General features: G+C 69.2%; 16 protein-coding genes, 1 tRNA gene and 1 other RNA gene. 8 read left to right on the top strand and 10 right to left on the bottom strand.

Annotation, left to right across the window (positions count from 1 at the left end; genetic code table 11):
- Positions 1 to 8: 8 nt before the first annotated feature.
- A complete protein-coding gene (locus IEW13_RS14230; protein WP_188551580.1) occupies positions 9 to 857 on the bottom strand; it encodes a hypothetical protein in 849 nt (282 codons plus the stop codon).
- Positions 858 to 1,038: 181 nt separating this feature from the next.
- Here IEW13_RS14230 and IEW13_RS14225 point away from each other — a divergent pair, with 181 nt between their 5' ends.
- The 6 genes from IEW13_RS14225 (at position 1,039) to IEW13_RS14190 (ending at position 8,275) form a co-directional block, all read left to right on the top strand.
- Positions 1,039 to 1,632, top strand: coding sequence for a CDP-alcohol phosphatidyltransferase family protein (locus IEW13_RS14225; RefSeq protein WP_188551579.1), 594 nt, complete (start codon positions 1,039 to 1,041; stop codon positions 1,630 to 1,632).
- Positions 1,633 to 1,639: 7 nt separating this feature from the next.
- Positions 1,640 to 3,874 carry a SpoIID/LytB domain-containing protein gene (locus IEW13_RS14210; RefSeq protein WP_229745190.1) on the top strand — a complete coding sequence of 745 codons (2,235 nt, stop codon included), beginning with the start codon at positions 1,640 to 1,642 and terminating at the stop codon, positions 3,872 to 3,874.
- Between the two features lie 183 nt (positions 3,875 to 4,057).
- A complete protein-coding gene (locus tag IEW13_RS14205; RefSeq protein ID WP_229745189.1) occupies positions 4,058 to 5,059 on the top strand; it encodes a siderophore ABC transporter substrate-binding protein in 1,002 nt (333 codons plus the stop codon).
- Positions 5,060 to 5,283: 224 nt separating this feature from the next.
- Positions 5,284 to 6,360 carry an ABC transporter permease gene (locus IEW13_RS14200; protein ID WP_188551578.1) on the top strand — a complete coding sequence of 359 codons (1,077 nt, stop codon included), beginning with the start codon at positions 5,284 to 5,286 and terminating at the stop codon, positions 6,358 to 6,360.
- Entirely contained in the window at positions 6,357 to 7,523 is a 1,167-nt protein-coding gene (locus tag IEW13_RS14195; protein WP_229745188.1) for an iron chelate uptake ABC transporter family permease subunit, read from the top strand. The genes IEW13_RS14200 and IEW13_RS14195 overlap by 4 nt, the downstream gene beginning before the upstream one ends.
- The gene (locus IEW13_RS14190; protein WP_188551577.1) at positions 7,520 to 8,275 is read left to right on the top strand and encodes an iron ABC transporter ATP-binding protein; all 756 of its coding nucleotides are present in this window, start codon (positions 7,520 to 7,522) and stop codon (positions 8,273 to 8,275) included. The genes IEW13_RS14195 and IEW13_RS14190 overlap by 4 nt, the downstream gene beginning before the upstream one ends.
- Positions 8,276 to 8,312: 37 nt before the next feature.
- On the opposite strand, the gene IEW13_RS14185 is transcribed toward IEW13_RS14190, so the two are convergent.
- The 9 genes from IEW13_RS14185 to ffs form a co-directional block, all read right to left on the bottom strand.
- Positions 8,313 to 8,945 carry a response regulator transcription factor gene (locus tag IEW13_RS14185; protein ID WP_188551576.1) on the bottom strand — a complete coding sequence of 211 codons (633 nt, stop codon included), beginning with the start codon at positions 8,943 to 8,945 and terminating at the stop codon, positions 8,313 to 8,315.
- Positions 8,942 to 10,201 (bottom strand): sensor histidine kinase, encoded by a 1,260-nt coding sequence (locus tag IEW13_RS14180; protein ID WP_188551575.1) that lies wholly within the window; start codon positions 10,199 to 10,201, stop codon positions 8,942 to 8,944. Before IEW13_RS14180 ends, IEW13_RS14185 begins: the two co-directional genes overlap by 4 nt.
- A gap of 39 nt (positions 10,202 to 10,240) precedes the next feature.
- Positions 10,241 to 11,002 carry an ABC transporter permease gene (locus IEW13_RS14175; protein ID WP_188551574.1) on the bottom strand — a complete coding sequence of 254 codons (762 nt, stop codon included), beginning with the start codon at positions 11,000 to 11,002 and terminating at the stop codon, positions 10,241 to 10,243.
- Positions 10,999 to 12,006: an ABC transporter ATP-binding protein gene (locus IEW13_RS14170; RefSeq protein WP_229745187.1), complete on the bottom strand. Its 1,008-nt coding sequence runs from the start codon at positions 12,004 to 12,006 to the stop codon at positions 10,999 to 11,001. Before IEW13_RS14170 ends, IEW13_RS14175 begins: the two co-directional genes overlap by 4 nt.
- Positions 12,007 to 12,193: 187 nt before the next feature.
- On the bottom strand, positions 12,194 to 13,438 hold the full coding sequence (locus IEW13_RS14165) for a Zn-dependent hydrolase (RefSeq protein WP_188551573.1): 1,245 nt from the start codon (positions 13,436 to 13,438) through the stop codon (positions 12,194 to 12,196).
- 48 nt (positions 13,439 to 13,486) lie between these two features.
- On the bottom strand, positions 13,487 to 13,837 hold the full coding sequence (locus IEW13_RS14160; RefSeq protein ID WP_188551572.1) for a MazG-like family protein: 351 nt from the start codon (positions 13,835 to 13,837) through the stop codon (positions 13,487 to 13,489).
- 56 nt (positions 13,838 to 13,893) lie between these two features.
- Positions 13,894 to 14,661, bottom strand: a complete 768-nt coding sequence (locus IEW13_RS14155; RefSeq protein ID WP_188551571.1) for a hypothetical protein — start codon at positions 14,659 to 14,661, stop codon at positions 13,894 to 13,896.
- A gap of 7 nt (positions 14,662 to 14,668) precedes the next feature.
- Positions 14,669 to 15,031, bottom strand: coding sequence for a PadR family transcriptional regulator (locus IEW13_RS14150; RefSeq protein WP_188551570.1), 363 nt, complete (start codon positions 15,029 to 15,031; stop codon positions 14,669 to 14,671).
- A gap of 477 nt (positions 15,032 to 15,508) precedes the next feature.
- An RNA gene (gene ffs / locus IEW13_RS14145) (signal recognition particle sRNA small type) lies at positions 15,509 to 15,604 on the bottom strand.
- A gap of 347 nt (positions 15,605 to 15,951) precedes the next feature.
- On the opposite strand from ffs, the gene IEW13_RS14140 reads away from it, so the two are divergent.
- Positions 15,952 to 16,036 (top strand) — tRNA-Ser (locus IEW13_RS14140).
- Between the two features lie 447 nt (positions 16,037 to 16,483).
- Complete coding sequence (locus IEW13_RS14135; RefSeq protein WP_373283583.1) at positions 16,484 to 17,596, top strand: fatty acid desaturase family protein; 1,113 nt, start codon at positions 16,484 to 16,486, stop codon at positions 17,594 to 17,596.
- Positions 17,597 to 17,790 lie beyond the last annotated feature (194 nt).

Below are 17,790 nucleotides of genomic sequence, written 5' to 3'. Positions count from 1 at the left end.
CTCCGATTCTACGCCTGGGGTGCCGCCGTCCGGCTGGGCGCAGGGCCGCCCGGGACGGCCCTGCGGCGGAACTGGACACCGGCCGCGGCGCCGAGGATCACGCCGCCCCACAGCGGGAGGAAGACCCAGGCGGCGCTTCTCAGCCCGAACCCGAACGGCAGCCACGGCATGAAGACGAACACCAGGCCCAGGACCAGGAGGACGGCACCGGCCAGCCACAGCGGCAGACGCGTCCAGATGGAGGCCAGGACGCCGCCACCGGCCAGCAGCGCCCCGGCGAGTATGCCGAGGACCGGGAGGGCGAAGCCCTCGAACAGGAGGGTGGCGAAAGCCCGGGTGACGCCCTCCGGCGCCAGCAGACCGAGCACCACGCCGGCGGAGATCACGAGGAAGCCTCCCAGCGTGAGGACCGCCATCAGGGCGGGAGGCGGCGCGGCGGGACGGCGGAGCTTCGCCGCACCGGCCGCGGCCAGCAGCAGGACGCCCACCATGATCCAGGACCCCGAGACGGTGTACTCCAGCATGCCCCTGTCCATGGCACCGCCGGTGCCGAACGTACCGCTCGCATCGATGACGACGGGGTAGCGCTGCCCGGGCGGCACGGCGAACAGGACCAGCCCCGCGAGGACATGGATCGCCCCGGCCACCAGAGCCCCCAGGGAGGACAGTGCCGCCGAGGCGGCCGCGGCCGCCAGGAGCAGCACACCGAGGATGCCGAGCACCGCGGCGAAGGGGTCCAGCAAAGGAGGGCCGCCAGCGAGCTGCGCGCCGATCCGGGCCGGGTCGACCGTCCAGAGCGCGGGCAGGGCCAGGAGGCTCAGGGGCACGGCGATGAGAAGGGAGAGCAGGCGCCTCATAGCCAGATCATATAGACGTCCGGCCGGTTCGGGGAGATCGCCGGTTCGGCGCGACGTTCTCCACGCTGTCCCTCCGCCGGCCGCCCGGCGTGGCACGGCCCGCCGGCGCGGGCGTTAAGCTGGCAGTACGTGGCAGGGCGGCGCCTCCAGGCGCCGGCGCGCGGACGTCAGGGGAGGGACGATGGGACCGGAGACCGGCCGGGATGCCTCCTCTGGCGTCCGCCCCGACTGGGCCACCATCCCCAATGGCATCACCCTGATCAGGCTGATCCTCCTCGTCCCGGCTGGCTGGCTCATCGCCGCCGAGCACTTCGGCTGGCCGCTGCTGGTGCTGGTGGCGCTGTGGGCGTACACCGATTGGATCGACGGCTGGCTCGCCAGGAGGTTCGGCTGGCAGTCCCGCACCGGCGAGATCCTCGACCCGGTGGCGGACCGGCTGGGCATCGCGGTGGTGGCCACCGCTCTGGCGTGGGCCGGGCTCGTCCCGTGGCCGGTGGTGCTGATCGTCGTCATCGTCGATCTGCTCGTCGTCGTGCTGGCCGGCCGGGCCGCCGCCTCCGGCGCCCTCACGGTGTCCCTGGCGGGCAAGGCCCGCAGCTTCGTGCTCTTCACCGGGCTGGTCACCGCCGTCGCCGCGGGCGGCTTCGAGCCGGCCTGGCTGCTCCCGGGCGCGCACGCGCTGCTGTGGACCGGCGCGGCGCTTCACATCATCGCGGGCGTTCTGTACATCGTTGCGGCGAGGCGCTCTACCGGTCAAGCATCCGGCTCCCTATGATCTGAGTATGCCGACTTCCCCGCGGGCACCTCGTGCCGCCTCGACGGCCCGTCTCCGGGCCCGCCGCTCCATCATCGCCCTCGCCCTGGGCTTCGCGCTCAGCATGAGTGGCCTCACCCCCGTCCATGCCTCGTACCCCGTGGCCGGCGCGATCGGGAACCTGTACCGTTCGCTCGGCGGTGCCGGCAGTGCTCTGGGCCAGCCGACCGGGCCGGAACGGTGCACGCTGAGGAACAGCGGCTGCTTCCAGGAGTTCCGCGGCGGCTCGATCCACTGGACCCAGTCCACGGGCGCGCACGCCACCTGGGGCGGCATCCGCACCGCCTGGCGCAACGCCGGCTGGGAGAACGGGAAACTCGGCTATCCCACCAGCGGCGAACGCTGCACCCTGCGCGGCGGAGGCTGCTTCCAGGAATTCCAGGGCGGCTCCATCCACTGGAGCCCCGGCAACGGCGCCCACGCCACCTGGGGCGGCATCCGCACCGCCTGGCGCAACGCCGGCTGGGAGAACGGGAAACTCGGCTATCCCACCAGCGGCGAACGCTGCACCCTGCGCGGCGGAGGCTGCTTCCAGGAATTCCAGGGCGGCTCCATCCACTGGAGCCCCGGCAACGGCGCCCACGCCACCTGGGGCGGCATCCGCACCGCCTGGCGCAACGCCGGCTGGGAGAACGGGAAACTCGGCTATCCCACCAGCGGCGAACGCTGCACCCTGCGCGGCGGAGGCTGCTTCCAGGAATTCCAGGGCGGCTCCATCCACTGGAGCCCCGGCAACGGCGCCCACGCCACCTGGGGCGGCATCCGCACCGCCTGGCGCAACGCCGGCTGGGAGAACGGGAAACTCGGCTATCCCACCAGCGGCGAACGCTGCACCCTGCGCGGCGGAGGCTGCTTCCAGGAATTCCAGGGCGGCTCCGTCCACTGGAGCCCCGGCAACGGCGCCCACGCCACCTGGGGCGGCATCCGCACCGCCTGGCGCAACGCCGGCTGGGAGAACGGCAGCCTCGGCTACCCCACCAGCGGCGAGTACTCCTCCGGTGGCGGCGTGCGGCAGGACTTCGAGGGCGGTTACATCACCTGGCGCAGCGGCGAGGGCGCCCGGGTGCACGTCCAGCGGGCACCCTCGTCGTTCCGGTTGGAGGGCCGCGGATTCGGTCACGGCGTGGGCATGAGCCAGTACGGCGCCCAGGGCATGGCGGCGCAGGGCCGTAGCGCCACGCAGATCCTCGAGCACTACTACAACCCCGCCAAGGTGGAGGAGATCACAGCCCGCGCCGATGACGACATCCGCGTCCAGCTGCTGGCCGACCGCAGCTCGATCACCATCACGCCCTCGGGTGGACGGCTGCGGGTGAAGGCCGGTCCGACCACGGTCGCCTCCAGCGGGCAGATCACGGTGAACACCTCCGGCAGCCAGGTGCGCGCCTCCATCGACGGCCGCACCGTGCAGGCCGGGTGGATCACCGTGGAGTGGGAGGGCACCCGGTACTGGTCCGGCTCGGCGGCGACGGTCGGGGTCAGTCATGCCCAGAGCGGCTCCACCGGCACCTACCGGCACGGCCGCATCGAAGTCCGCCGCACCGGCGGCAACCTCAACGTCATCAACGTGCTGAAGGTCAATTCCGAGTACCTGCCCGGCGTGGCCGAGGTCCCCAACGGCTGGCGGGACGCGGCACTGCAGGCCCAGGCGATCGCCGCCCGCACCTACGCCTACCGGAACATGGCCTCGGTGAAGTCCGCCTGCGAGTGCCACGTCTACGACGAGGTGCAGTCCCAGGTGTTCCGCGGCTGGAACCAGGAGAACGCCGCCGGCAACTGGGTGCGCGCGGTCCGCGCCACCCAGACCGTCTCGGGCTCCACCGTGACCCGCGCCCGGGTGGTCCGGCACAACGGGGCACTGATCGACGCGGTGTACTCGTCCTCCTCGGGAGGCCGGACGAATCCGGGCGCCGATGTGTGGGGCAGCAACACCCCCTATCTGCAGTCCCGGGACGATTCGGCCGCGCACACCGCGGCGGCGAACAACCCGTACAGCTCGTGGACCGCGACCATCAGCCAGTCGGATATGGCCCGCGCCTTCGGCCTGTCCGATGTGGTGAGCATTCAGGTGGCGAACAACAGCGCCGGCAGCATGGTCCGCCAGGCCACCGCGACCTCGAGCACGGGCCAGACCGCGACCCGCAGCGGGACCCAGCTGCGCACGTCCCTCGGCCTCCGATCGGCGACTTTCACAGTGAACTGACCACGCGCGAGAGTGACTTCCCTCACATCGCGGAAGTGAAGTAAGGCAATCCTTTGACGATCCTCCCTTGACCGGGATAGGTTCGGGTAAGTTCCTTAAGGCTCGGCTAACTCTGAGTGCGCGAACGCTGAGAGACGAGCCGCGAACCTCCCGCCCTGACCACACTCAAGGAGAGATCACCGGATGCGCATCATGCTCCGCCGTCACCGCAGCACCACCGTCGCCCTCGCCGCTGGCGCCGCCCTCGCCCTGACCGCCTGTGGCGGCGCCTCGGACGAGACCGGCACCGGATCCGAGGCCGCCGGGAGCGGCGAGACGATCCAGATCGAGGACGACCACGGCGCTCACGAGGTCCCCGCCGATCCGCAGAGCATCGTCGCGACCGACAACCGTTCCTTCCGCACCCTGGAAGCCTTCGGCGTGGAACTGACCGCAGCGCCCCTCGGCCTGGCCCGCGAATCCGCTTACGGCTCCCAGGACCTCATCGACCTCGGCTCGCACCAGGAACCGAACCTGGAGGCCATCGTCGAGGCCCAGCCCGATGTGGTGATCAACGGCCAGCGCTTCGCCCAGTACTACGGGGACATCGAAGCACTCCTGCCCGAGGGCTCCGTCATCCTCGAATGGGACCAGGCCACGCGCGATCCCGAGACGTTCTTCGACGGGCTGCGGGAAAAGACCGAGCAGCTCGGTGCGCTCTTCGGCGAGGAGGAGGCGGCCCAGGGACTCGTCGACGATCTGGACGCCGCCGCCGCGCGGGTGGAAGCCGCGTACGACGGCGAGGCCAGCGTCATGGGCGTCCTGACCTCTGGTGGCACCATCAACTACGCCGCACCCGGCGATGGCCGCTCCGTGGGTCCGCTGTTCACCGAGTTCGGACTGGTCCCGGCGCTGGAGAGCGAGGCGGAAGACGAGTCGCACGGCGACGACATCTCGGTGGAAGCGATCGCCGAGGCGAACCCGGAGTGGATGCTGGTCCTGGACCGCGACGCCATGAACTCCGATGAGCCGGACTACCAGCCCGCTGCCGAGCTCATTGAGGAGAGCCCCGCACTGCAGAACGTGCCCGCGGTGCAGGAGGGCAATATCGTCTACGCCCCCGACAACATGTATCTCACCGAGGACATCCAGGCCTACACGGAGTTCCTCAACAGCTTCGCCGACGCCCTGGAGTCCCAGCAGTAGGGAAGCCCGGCGCTCCCTGTCGCGCCTTTCGCATCGGCGCCCGGGTTCTTCAGCCTGGGCGCCGATGCGTCCTTTCGCCCCCTTCGACGGACCCGGCTGGCGCGCGCTTCACATCCTCGGCTGTGGATGACATCATCGAAGGGTTGCCTCACATAGATGAGGATGCGCACACTTACTGACCGCGCCTTCCGGCTACGACCCAGATCAGGACGAAACACCCGCCCATGCCGCTCTCCCCCGCACCACATCCGGACCGGACCACGCTCCGGCCCGGCGACCCCGTTCCGGGGCACGGCGCGCAGGGCGCCGCGGCATCGACGGGAACACGACGCGGGCAGCGCCGGCAGCGGCTCTTCACGCCCGCCCTGCTCATCGGCCTCGCCATCACCGTGGCGCTGCTCCTCCTCTCCCTGGCCACCGGGCAATACGACGTCTTCAGCGCCGAGGGTTTCTGGATGTTCGGCGTCACCCGCATACCCCGCACCATCGCGCTCGTCCTGGCCGGCGCGTCGATGGCCATGTGCGGCGTGATCATGCAGCTGCTCACCCAGAACCGCTTCGTCGAGCCCTCCACCACCGGCACCACCGAGTGGGCCGGGCTCGGGCTGATCCTGATGATGTGGTTCTTCCCCACCGCCAGCCTCTTCGCCAGGATGTCCGGCGCCACGCTGATGGCGTTCCTGGGCACCATGGTCTTCTTCCTCTTCCTGCGCCGGGTCTCGCTCAAGTCCAGCCTTATCGTCCCCATCATCGGCATCATGCTCGGCGCCGTCGTCAGTTCCTTCACCACCTACCTGGCGCTGGTCTCGGACAACCTGCAGAACCTGGGGATCTGGTTCGCCGGCTCCTTCACCCGTGTGATCGAAGGACGGTACGAGCTGATGTGGATCGTGCTGGCCGTGACGGTCCTGGTCTTCCTCGTCGCCGACCAGTTCACGGTGGCCGGCCTCGGGAAGGACATGGCCACCAATGTGGGCCTGAACTACGCCTTCGTCCTGTTCCTGGGCACGGCGATGGTGGCGATCGCCACCGGCGTCACCGCGACCGTCGTGGGCACACTGCCGTTCCTGGGTCTCGTGGTGCCCAATATCGTCGCGCTGTTCCGCGGCGACGACCTGCGCTCCAACCTGCCCTGGGTGTGCCTCGTCGGCATCTGCACCGTCACCGTCTGCGATCTCATCGGCCGGGTCATCCGCGCGCCCTTCGAGATTCCCGTCGGCCTGGTGCTGGGACTCGTCGGCGGAATCGTGTTCGTCGGCCTGCTGCTGCGCCAGCGCCGCAAGGGAGGCCTAGCGGTATGACGATCCAGCCGCACGCGAGAACCGCGCACCGCAGCGCCAGTGCCGACACCGGCGGCATCGCCGGCCGCACCGGGATGAGCACGGCCGGTTCCGGCCAGGTCACCGCCGGCGTTCCGCCCCTCGCGCGCCGCCGGAGGACCCTGCTGCCGCTCCTGTCCGGGCGCCGTCAATCCGGGCCGTTCTCCGACGCCCGTCACCTGCGCACGTACGCACTCGTCATGACCGTCCTGGTGGTGCTCGCCATCGGCTTCACCGTCGCCATCATGACCTGGAACAATCCGATGCCGTTCGGTTCCGAGGGCTATTGGACCATCGCCGGGATGCGCCGGGACTCCCTGCTGACGATCGGCGTCGTCGCGCTCTGCCATGCCATGGCGACCATCGCCTTCCAGACCGCCGTGGGGAATCGCATCATCACCCCAGGCATCATGGGCTTCGGCTCGCTGTACACCGCCATCCAGACGGCGCTGGTCTACCTGTTCGGCGTCCCGGCGGCGGCCATGCTCGTGGGCGTCACGCCGTTCCTCCTGCAGACCGTGGCGATGCTGCTCCTGGCCACCATGCTGTACACCTGGCTGCTCTCGGGCCGCTTCTCCAATGTGCACATCATGCTGCTCGTGGGCGTCGTGATCGGCGGAACGCTGGGCTCGCTGTCCAATTTCATGCAGCGGATGCTCACGCCCAGCGAGTTCGACGTCCTCACCGCCCGGCTGTTCGGCAACATCTCGAATGCCCGTGCCGACTACCTGCCCTATGCCATCCCCATCGCGCTGGCCGTCACCGTGGTGCTCTGGCTGTGGGCGCCCAAGCTGAACGTGCTGTCGCTGGGCAAGACCGCCGCGTTGAACCTCGGGCTGAACCACAAGCGGGCACTCATCGTCGTGCTGATGCTGGTCTCGATTCTCATCGCGATGGCCACCGCCCTGGTGGGCCCGATGATGTTCCTGGGATTCCTCTCAGCGATGCTGGCCTACCAGTTCGCCGACACCTACTCGCACCGGCTGCTGTTCCCGATGGGCTTCCTGTTCGGCTACACCATCCTCGCCGCCGCCTACTTCACCCTCCGCCACGTCTGGAACGCCGGCGGCGCGGTGACCATCGTCGTCGAGCTGGTCGGCGGCATCGTCTTCCTCGTGTTCCTGCTGCGGAAGGGGCGCCTGTGATCGAACTGACCGGTGTGCGGAAGGACTACGCCTCCGATGTGCGCATCGGCCCCGTCACGGTGCAGATCCCGCAGGGCGGCATCACCGCCCTGGTGGGCCCGAACGGTGCCGGCAAGTCCACCATCCTGACGATGATCGGCAGGCTGCTGGACATCGACCACGGCAGCATCCAGGTGGCCGGGCACGATGTGGTCAACACGCCGTCGAAGGCCATCGCCAGGATCCTGTCCATCCTGCGCCAGGAGAACCACTTCGTCACCCGGCTGACCGTCCGCCAGCTGGTGGGTTTCGGTCGCTTCCCCTACTCGCGGGGACGGCTGACCGCGGAGGACGAGCACTACATCTCCGAGGCCATCGACTTCCTGAATCTCACCGAGCTGGAGAACCGGTACCTGGACCAGCTCTCCGGCGGCCAGCGCCAGCGCGCCTATGTGGCGATGGTGCTGGCACAGAACACCGACTACGTGCTGCTGGACGAGCCGCTGAACAACCTGGACATGCAACACGCCGTGCAGATGATGTCGCAGCTGCGCAACGCCGCCGACGAGCTGGGCCGCACCGTGGTCATCGTGCTGCACGACATCAATTTCGCGGCGCACTATTCCGACCGCATCCTCGCCATGAAGGACGGGACCATCGCGGAGTACGGCACGCCCGAGGAGATCATGCGCGACGAGGTCCTCACCCGGGTGTTCAACACCGCGGTCCAGGTGATCCAGGGGCCCAAGGGGCCGCTGGCCGTGTACTACTGATGCTGCTGACCGTCCTGAGCGGCCTGCTGGCCCGGCGCTAGATCCAGCCGCGTTCGCGCGCCAGCCGGGCTGCCTCGTAACGGGTCTCCGCCCCGGTCTTGCCGATGGCACTGGACAGGTGGTTGCGTACCGTCCCGGCGGACAGGTGCAGGGCTGCGGCGACGGATTTGATCGAGCCGCCGTCGGCGGCCGCCCGGAGGACGTCCCGTTCCCGCTCGGTTAGCGGGTCGATTCCCCCGGCCAGTGAGTCGGCCGCGAGCGCCGGATCGACCACCCGCTGCCCGGCGGCCACCTTGCGCACCATCTGGGCGAGCTGCTCGGCGGGGGTGTCCTTCACGACGAAGCCGTAGGCACCGGCGTCCATGGCGCGGCGCAGGTATCCGGGGCGCCCGAACGTCGTGACGATCAGGCACCGGCACCCCAGGCCGGCCTCGACGATCCGGCGGGTGGCGTCGATGCCGTCGATCCCGGGCATCTCGATGTCGACCAGGGCGACGTCCGGGCGCGTCCGCCGGACGAGATCCTCCAGTTCGTCCCCGCGGCCGGCCTGGCCCACCACCTCCAGATCCGGTTCCAGGTTCAGCAGCGCGGCCAGGCCGCCACGCACGAGGTCCTGGTCATCGGCCAGGACGACCCGGATGGGGCGCCCGGCGGTGATCTGCTCGCTCATGACTTCCTCACCTCGATCAGGGTGCCCGGACGCTGCGGGCTGGTGCCCTCCATATGCGGGTGCGCGGGCGTGAGGCGGACCGTGGCGCCCGCGGCCCGCGCCCGCTCGCGCAGACCCCGCAGTCCGTTGCCCTCCTGCCCGGTCATCCCGGTCCCGTCATCGGCGACCCGCAGCAGGCCCGGCGCGAGCTGGATCCGGCAGCGGCCGGCGCCGGAGTGCCGGAGCACGTTCGTCACCGCCTCCCGGAGCGCCCAGGCGAGCAGACCGCCAGGGTCCCGGAGGTCACCGGCATCGACGCTCCCCGTGCCGGTCCTTGTGCCAGCCCCACGGCCGAGGGCGGTGCCGATCCTTGCGTGGGCCGCTGTGTCCGTCCCGACGGTGATCTCCGCGTCGATGCCCGCCGCTTCCAGGGCGCTGCGGGCCGCATCGAGCTCGCCGCGCAGTTCGGGGGTGCGCAGCCGGGACACGGTGGAGCGGATCTGGCCGAGGGATTCGCGCGCCAGAGCGTCGATCTGGGTGAGCTCGTCCCTGGCCCGTGCCGGGTCGGAATCGAGCAGCCGCGCCGCCAGCTGCGCCTTGATGGACAGGACGGTGAGCGAGTGGCCGAGCACATCGTGGACGTCCCGTGCGATGGCGTCGCGTTCGGCCGCGTGCCGCAGCTCCTCTGCCCGCTGCCGGTCGCGGGTGTCGTAGTACTCGGTGAGCCGGATGATCACGATGAACGCGAAACCGATCCCGGGACCCAGCACGATCCAGAGCACACCGCCGCCGTCCAGGAGATACGCGAGTGTGCTGGGCACCGCCCAGATCAGCAGGCCCAGGGGCACACCCAGACGTGGTGGCCGGGTGAAGATGATGAGCGCGGACAGGTACGGGGCGAAGGCCGAGACATAAGCACCGGCGCCGGGGATCGCCAGGACCGCGACGGCGGCGAGCACGAGCACGCCGGTCACCAGTTCCCGTTGCGACGGCACCGCGCCCTGACCGGCCAGCATGGGATCTTCCGCCTCATCGGAGAACCACCGCCAGGCCAGGGCGAGATACCCGGCTGTGAACACCGCGGTAGCGGTCCAAGCGAGGACCTTCCACGGCAGGGCGGCATCGCTGTAGGCCGTGCCGATCGCCGGCACCACCAGGAAGACCGCCCAGATGCCGGCGTAGACGAAACCGGCGATATGCCGGGCGGCGAGGTGCCTCTGCGTCGCCTTCCCGGTTTCCTTGAGCTCATCCCGGCCGGGCGCCGATGCGTGTCCCATGGCTCTTAGCCTTTCACGGTGCGGGTCTTTTCCGAAGGCTCACTGCCGTGCGGTACGCCGGCGCTGGAGGAGCAGGCAGGCGAGGGCGAACACGACGCTCCACGCGACCACATTGAGCAGGATGCCCCATAGCGGGTCTGTTCCGACCGGCCCGGAGGTGCCGACGATCTCTCCCTCCATGAGCGGGTACCGGGCCAGCGCCACCGGGCCGTACATCGGCGTGAAACGCCCGATGTCCAGGAGGACGCCCGCCATCGGGTTGAAAGCGTTGCCGAAGAACGCCAGCACCACGACGACCCCGGACGCCGCTCCCACGGCCGCGTCGGAGCGGAACAGCAGCCCGACGGCCAGGCCGTACAAGGCGAACGGCACTGAACCGAGAAGCGTGAGGGCCGCCGACGCCAGCCACGTGAGGGGCGGCATCTGGGCCGTCGTGACCAGCGCCAGAACGTTGAGAACAGCCACGGGCAGAACCGCCATTCCCAGCGCGATCAAGGTCTTGGCCAGGACAAACCCTCCGTGCGGGAGCGCCGTCAACGCCAGTTGCCGTCCCCAGCCCTGCTGGATCTCCACTGCCGCGGAGCCGGCCAGGGCGGTGGTGGCGGTAATGGCGCCGTAGGTCGCCATGCCGATCATGATCCAGGCGCTGACGTTCCCGTGGCCCACCGCGAGATCCGTGTTGTCCATGTTCACGCCGAAGAACAGGAACAGGATGGCCGGGAGCACCACGATGAAGAAGGTGTTGCCGGCATTGCGGAAGTTCCGCCAGAAATCCATGGCGATGTAGGTGGCGAGGTTCATCGGGACGCTCCTTCGGTGGTGGCCGGACGCTCCGCGGGAGCCACGGGGGCGGCAACGCCGTCCGCACCGTCCTGTCCGTCTGCTCGGACGCCGTCGGTGAGCAGCATGAACGCCTCTTCCAGGCTCGCCGGGCGGACGGCGATCGAGTGCGCCGTGGTGGCGGTCAGCAGGTGTCTGGCCAGGGCATCGGCGTCTTCGGTGCGGAAGGTGATCTGCCCGCCGCGGCGTTCGGCGGAGGCGATGCGGGGCAGGGCGGCGAGGTCATCCTCGGTGGGCGACCAGGTGACGGTGACATTGGCGGCTCCGGCCTTGCGCTGCACCTCGGCGGTGGGGCCGTCGGCGATGACGCGTCCGCGGTGCATGAGGACCGTGCGGCGCGCGAACTGCTCGGCCTCCTCCAGGTAGTGCGTGGCGAAGATGACCGTGGTCCCGGTCTCGGCCTGGGCCCGCATCCGCTCCCAGAACTCGTGCCGCGCGGTGACGTCCATCCCGGTCGTGGGCTCGTCCAGCACGATGATCGCGGGTCGGGGCAGCAGCGCGAGGGCGAACTTGAGCCGCTGCTGCTGTCCGCCGGAGCACTTGCCGACCCTGCGGGCGGCGAAATCGGTCAGGCCAGCGGTCTCCATGACCTCCTCGACCGGTGCGTGGTCGCGGTACAGCGCGGCGATCATGCGCACGGTCTCCTTGACGGTGAGATCCGGCAGCAACCCGCCGGTCTGCAGGAGCGCGCCGATGCGGCCCTCCCGCACCGCCGTACGGGGAGCGGTACCGGCGACGACGATGGTGCCCGACTCCGGTGCGCTCAGGCCGAGCAGCATGTCGATCAACGTGGTTTTCCCCGCGCCGTTGGGGCCCAGGAGGGCGGTCACCTCGCCGGACTGGAAGCCGAGGGTGACCCGGTCCACCGCGGTGATCCAGCCGCCATCGCCGTCGGGGAAGCCCCGAGAGACCTCGCGGACCTCGATGACGGGTGCCGCGTTCCTGTCTGTGCTGATCATGTTCATGACAGCAGTGTCGTCGTCAGGACGGCAACCCGCGCAGGCCGCGTGTCAGGTTTTCGCCGTGACGGATGTCATGGCATCCGCGTAAGCCCTGTTCGGCCCGCGGCGGGCCGCGCTAGATGTGTTTCCCCGTGACGTCGTGAACGCCAGCTGAAAGGAGACGGTCCGCCGATCACGGCGGCATGCCGGCTCACCGGTTCGCGAGCGCGAGGATCGTATCCATGAGCACCTGCGCACCGCGTGCGACGTCGTCCCACCGGGTGTTCTCTTGGGGACAGTGGCTCCTGCCACCGACGCTGGGCACGAAGATCATCCCGGTGGGCGCGATGGTGGCGATGTTCTGCGAGTCGTGCCCGGCACCGGAGGGAATGGGCATGTGACTGAGTCCGCGTGCAGAGGCCGCGTCGGCGATGATGGCCTGGACGCCCTCGTCCAGCGGTGCCGGCGGCACGGTCGGCGCGAAGTCCACCGTGCATTCGAGCCCGTGGGCGGCGGCGATCTCGTGGGCCTGGGCGATGAGCAGTGCTTCCAGCACTGCGACGCCATCGGCCGTGGGCTCGCGGAAGTCGAGGGTCACCCGTGCCGCCTCCGGCACGACATTGGCGCCGCCGGGTATGAACGTCACCATCCCGGCGGTGACGACAGCGCGCTCGCCGGCCCGCGCCGCGACCTCCGGCAGGGAGGCCAGGAAGGCGCCGGCCGCGACACCGGCGTCCTGCCGGGCATTCATCGGCGTCGTGCCGGCGTGATCAGCTCGGCCGTGGAACGTGACAGTGCCGCTGCCGAGGGCGACGATGCCCGTGACCACGCCGATGTCGATTCCCCGTTCCTCCAGCACGGGACCCTGCTCGATGTGCAGTTCGACGCTGGAATCGACGATGCCGTCCGGGAGCTTCGCCGCTGCTGCGGCGTCCAGGTCCCCGCCGGCCGCGGTGAAGGTGTCGGCGAACCGGTCCCCGTCGCGACCGGTCAGGGTTTCCAGCTCGGCGCGGGAGAAGCCCCGGGTCAATGCCCGGGAGCCAAGCAGGCTGGCATAGTTGCCCTCCTCGTCGGCGTAGACGACGCAGCGGACCGGACGGTTCAGCGCCGCCCCGGTCTCATGGATGCGGCGCAGGCATTCCAGCGCGGCGATCGAACCGAGCGCCCCGTCGAAGGCGCCGCCGTCCGGCACCGTATCGATGTGGGAGCCCGACCAGACGGCGGGCAGGCTCGGATCAGTGAGGGCGTCCGCACGCGGGCTCGACACGATGAGATTGCCGATGCCGTCGGTCTCCACCTTCAGCCCGGCTTCAGTGCAGCGATCGGTGAACCACTCGCGGGCCTTGAGGTCTTCCGCGGAGAACGAGGTCCGGCTCAGCCCGCCGGACGGCGTGCGCCCGATGCTTCCCAGATCGATGAGGTCCTTCTTCAGACGTTGCGCATCGACGGTGATCAACGGGCCTCCTTGCGGCAGACGATGGGTACTCCCAGCTTGCTCAGCACTCTACTTCCCGGCGGGAGGCGCCGTGGCTCCCGCCCGTGCCGCCACCGTCGTGATCTTCTTCTCCAGCTCGATCAGCGCACGACCTCTATGGGCGTCCAGGTGCTCGTAGGCGGCCAGTGCGGTGACGGCGACATCGAGAAGCTCGTCCCTGACGTCCTGCATGCTGTGGGTGACGCCTTTGCGGGGGTTCTGACCGGTGGCCCCGATGAACGCGGCGATCGCCTCGCCGTGTTCCTCCGCGATCTTGGCAAGGCGCCCCCAGGTCACCGCTTCCCGGTCGCGGTCCGCGTTGCCCTCGTCGATCCACCGGGACAACGCCACGAGTGCGTCACCCACCTGCTGGTTGGTCATCGTCTCTCCTGCCGGTCGGAAAACCACGGGAAGCCCCGCGGTCCATGCTGCGTCCTTCAGCCCACCAGGATCAACAGCAGCACGATGACGCCGGTCGCCGCCGGAAGCAGGAACACCTGGGCATACTCCGCCCATCCCAGGGCCGCACCCCTGCGAGCCGCCGCCTCGTGCCCCTCCAGCGGGGAGATGAGCAGGTCGCCGGACGCCGCCGGCCTGTTCCGTAGCATCACGAACTCCCAGAGCGTCCCGGCGACCAGCGCCGCAGCTCCCACCGTCATCAGCAGCACGGAGGGAACGTAGAAGAGCTCCTGTCTGAGGAACCACGAGAGCAGCACCACCGTGGCCACGACCAGGACGTTCGCCAGGATGACGAGTCCCGTTCTCTGCACCGCCAGCCTGAGGACCGCCTCGGCACTACGCATCGTGAAGACCACTAACCCGGCGAGGAGGACGAGGCTGAGCATGCCGCCCAGCCGGATCGAGGCCGGCTGGTCCTGCACGAATGAGGACACGGCCCAGACGAGCATGAGCATGCCCGTCAGCTTCACCACGGTGGGGAGCGGCCCCCGGCTAAGGCTCCGGTCTTCGCTCTGCACGGGAAGATCCAGGCTGCGTGCATAGACGGCAGGCGCGCCGAAAGCCTCCTCGGCGCTTTCACCGCTCTCTGCGCAGTGGGAATCCGCTTCCGCCAGGGCCGCGCCGATCTGCTTACCGGAGACACCGGTCAGGCGCAGCTCAAGAATGAACTCCTCCGACCACCGCGGGTCGATGTGGGGAGCGATCTCTTCCTCCAGCGTGTACCGGTGTTCTTTCTTCTTGGTCATGCTGTCCTCACTTCTCATCGGCGGTAGAGGCTGCTTCGGATTCACTGAGCAGCCCGCCGGTCACGGCGGCGAACTCTTTCCAGAGGGCGGTCATCTCCGCCAGCCGCCAACGGCCCTCACCGGTCAGCTCGTAGTACTTTCTCCCCGGACCGCCCTCACCGGGTTTCCATTCGACCTCCACCCAGTCTTTGGCCTCGAAGCGTTTCAGAAGCGGGTAGAGCGTCCCGCCTTTGACCTTTCCCAGGCCGCTCGCTTCGAGCCGCGCGGAGATCTCGTACCCGTACGTGGGGCCAGCTGCCAGAGCGCGGAGCACGCAGATCTCCAGCACTCCGCGGAGCCACTCCGCAGGCCACTCCTGACTCGGATTCACAGCTAGATGGTATGCCTTACTAGTTAGACACGCAATCTAGTGGTTCTTGCTGGTCTAGTGGTTCTTGTTGGTCTAGTGGTTTTTGTTGGTACAGGGCGGCGAGAAGACCGCAAGGCCGGAGTAGCGGCGCGGCACGAAGAAGGGGGATGAGCGGGTGCGGCACGAAGTACGACCTTCTCTGGCGCCAACTCTTTGCACCAGAACCGCATCGTCGGCGGCGCGATCGTAACGCGAAGGCCATGCGCTGGCGGGAAGGGCTGGGCCGCACGGGGCCGGTGACACACCCGGGCCGCACACGCTCTCGGTATCAACCCGGAAGGTCATGCCTTCTGCGCAGACTGGCGTGGTGTTGGCTGTCGCAGTGAGGAGTCGTCATCTGGCCGCAGACGATCATGGAGAGTGAGAACGCAGCGACGACGCCGGAACGAGTCCGCTCGCCCCACGGGAGAGAGTCCGTTCATCCCGGGGGAAGAGGCATAAAAGGACTCCCCGCGCACCCGCCAGAGCCCGCTTACCCTTGCTGCCTTTCGGCCCTGGGGGAGTTCACAGGATGACGCCGCGCGGGGAGCCGGAGACCAGTCTACGTGAGCCGTGCGCGCTGTGCCGAATCGCACCGGATCCGCGCTCAGCCGGAGCCTGCCAGGTAAGGGGCCTCATGATGGTGCTGCACGCCCGCGCACACCGGGGTCGCCCCAGCCGCCGGACTGACAGCCGACGAGGAGTATCTGACCGGCCGCCGATGACGACCGCTGTGCTTAATCTGCTCACGGGTGCTCGCGCGCGGGCGGGCGCCCCGGCTCATCTGCTCACCTGTGCTCGCGGGCGGGCGCCCCCCGGCTCTCGGACCCTTGGACGCCCGGAGGACGTCCGGACGCCCACGATTCTGCGTTCGCCCGCCGGTTCCGGTAGAGTGTCCTCCCGGAGGATTCGCCTAGCGGCCTATGGCGCACGCCTGGAACGCGTGTTGGGTTAACGCCCTCAGGGGTTCAAATCCCCTATCCTCCGCGCAGGTCGGAAGGCTCCTCGCCCTTGAGAACACCGGGCGAGGGGCCTTCCGCCATTCACATCCGGCCGGTTCGCCCCTGCCTTCTGGACGCTGTCTGTTTCGGGCCAGGGGCACACATATGGGTTCCCGGTCGCGAGGGAAGGTGACTGCGTTGCCGGACCACGGCCGGTCCGACGGGTCTGCCTTCCGGGCCGACGCCGCCCCGAGTACCCCTCCGGGATGCCGGGCGCCCACCCGCATGCTCGGGCCGCCGGGCCGTATGTGCCGGTAAGACCCGCACCGGCCGCCCCCTGACCCCGAGCTGGGCGTCCGAAGCGGAAAGCCGGTGAAAGCACCGGGCACCGGCGGCCGGCGGGATCGGCGCTGTTAGCCTGACAATAGCGGCCTGGCGTTCGGGTCGGCCGCCTCACTTCCGGCGCACAGCGGTGTCGCCGTCGATTAAGCAGGTGCTCATCTCTTCACCCTCCCCCATCGCCGTCCACCCTGCCGTCTCAACCCAGTACGCGGATGCGTCTACGTTCCCGCCACTCGTGCGTACCTACGCCGAGGTCTCCAAAACCGTCCGCCAAGCCGGGCTCCTGAACCGCACGCGCTGGTTCTACGCGCTCGTCGGCGGCGTCCTGGCCCTCGGCTTCGCCGGCTGCATCACCGGCTTCCTGCTGCTGGGCGACAGCTGGTTCCAGCTGCTCATCGCCGGCGCCCTCGGCATCCTCTTCACCCAGGTGGCGTTCCTGGCACATGAGGCGGCACACCGGCAGATCCTCACGACCGGCCCGGCCAATGACCGGCTCGCCCGTGTCCTCGGCACGGCCATCGTCGGGATGAGTTATTCGTGGTGGGATTCCAAACACACCCGCCACCACGCCAACCCGAACCGCGTGGAGAAGGACCCGGATATCGCGGTGGACACCATCTCCTTCCTCGCGGAGGATGCCACCCGCGCCACAGGTCTGCAGAAGCTGATCACCCGCTACCAGGGCTGGGCGTTCTTCCCGCTGCTGACCCTGGAGGGGCTCAACCTGCACTACCAGAGCGTGCGGTACCTGGTCTCGCCCGGCAAGGTGAAGGGCCGCTGGCTGGAGCTGGGCATGCTCACGGCACGGTTCGCCGTCGTGCTGGTGCCGGTGTTCTGGCTGCTGCCGCTGGGCATGGCGTTCGCGTTCCTGGGCGTGCAGCTGGCCGTTTTCGGCGTTTATATGGGCGCATCCTTCGCCCCGAACCACAAGGGCATGCCCGTCATCGCCCGGGACGCCAAACTCGACTTCTTCTCCAAGCAAGTGCGCACCTCCCGGAACATCGCCGGCGGCTGGTGGGCGACGTGGCTGATGGGCGGCCTGAACTACCAGATCGAGCATCACCTCTTCCCGAGCATGCCGCGTCCTCACCTTGCCGCAGCTCGCAGGATCGTCCGCGATGTCTGCAGGATCGAGGACGTGCCGTATACGGAGACCAGCCTGTGGCGGTCCTACGGCATCGTCATCGCCTATCTGAACCGGGTCGGACTGGCCGCACGCGATCCGTTCGAGTGCCCCATCATCGCCCAGTACCGCCGCGGCTGATCCTGGCGCCGGGCCGAGTGCTGGCGGCGGCCGGCTCCCATGCCGCCTCGGGCTGGCGCTACCTGGCAGGTGGCGGTACGGCAGGCGACGAAGGCCGCGCGAACCGTGTTCAGCCCGCCGCGGCCCGCGGGCAGCGAGATGTTTCATGCAGATCCCGGACCGGAGCGCGGCCCGGGAACGATCCGGACTCCCGC

Source organism: Sediminivirga luteola (genome assembly GCF_014639315.1).
In the GTDB taxonomy this organism is placed as follows: Bacteria; Actinomycetota; Actinomycetes; order Actinomycetales; family Brevibacteriaceae; genus Sediminivirga; species Sediminivirga luteola.
The sequence above is the reverse complement of the archived record's forward strand: the minus strand, read 5'-3'. Positions and strand labels throughout refer to the sequence as shown.

Excerpts from the sequence above, each read along its gene's own strand:
- IEW13_RS14205 (WP_229745189.1), top strand. The coding sequence starts at position 4,058 with ATGCGCATCATGCTCCGCCGTCACCGCAGCACCACCGTCGCCCTCGCC.
- IEW13_RS14155 (WP_188551571.1), bottom strand. The coding sequence starts at position 14,661 with ATGACCAAGAAGAAAGAACACCGGTACACGCTGGAGGAAGAGATCGCT.
- IEW13_RS14175 (WP_188551574.1), bottom strand. The coding sequence starts at position 11,002 with ATGAACCTCGCCACCTACATCGCCATGGATTTCTGGCGGAACTTCCGC.
- IEW13_RS14200 (WP_188551578.1), top strand. The coding sequence starts at position 5,284 with ATGCCGCTCTCCCCCGCACCACATCCGGACCGGACCACGCTCCGGCCC.
- IEW13_RS14195 (WP_229745188.1), top strand. The coding sequence starts at position 6,357 with ATGACGATCCAGCCGCACGCGAGAACCGCGCACCGCAGCGCCAGTGCC.
- IEW13_RS14170 (WP_229745187.1), bottom strand. The coding sequence starts at position 12,006 with ATGAACATGATCAGCACAGACAGGAACGCGGCACCCGTCATCGAGGTC.
- IEW13_RS14185 (WP_188551576.1), bottom strand. The coding sequence starts at position 8,945 with ATGAGCGAGCAGATCACCGCCGGGCGCCCCATCCGGGTCGTCCTGGCC.
- IEW13_RS14230 (WP_188551580.1), bottom strand. The coding sequence starts at position 857 with ATGAGGCGCCTGCTCTCCCTTCTCATCGCCGTGCCCCTGAGCCTCCTG.
- IEW13_RS14180 (WP_188551575.1), bottom strand. The coding sequence starts at position 10,201 with ATGGGACACGCATCGGCGCCCGGCCGGGATGAGCTCAAGGAAACCGGG.
- IEW13_RS14160 (WP_188551572.1), bottom strand. The coding sequence starts at position 13,837 with ATGACCAACCAGCAGGTGGGTGACGCACTCGTGGCGTTGTCCCGGTGG.
- IEW13_RS14225 (WP_188551579.1), top strand. The coding sequence starts at position 1,039 with ATGGGACCGGAGACCGGCCGGGATGCCTCCTCTGGCGTCCGCCCCGAC.
- IEW13_RS14210 (WP_229745190.1), top strand. The coding sequence starts at position 1,640 with ATGCCGACTTCCCCGCGGGCACCTCGTGCCGCCTCGACGGCCCGTCTC.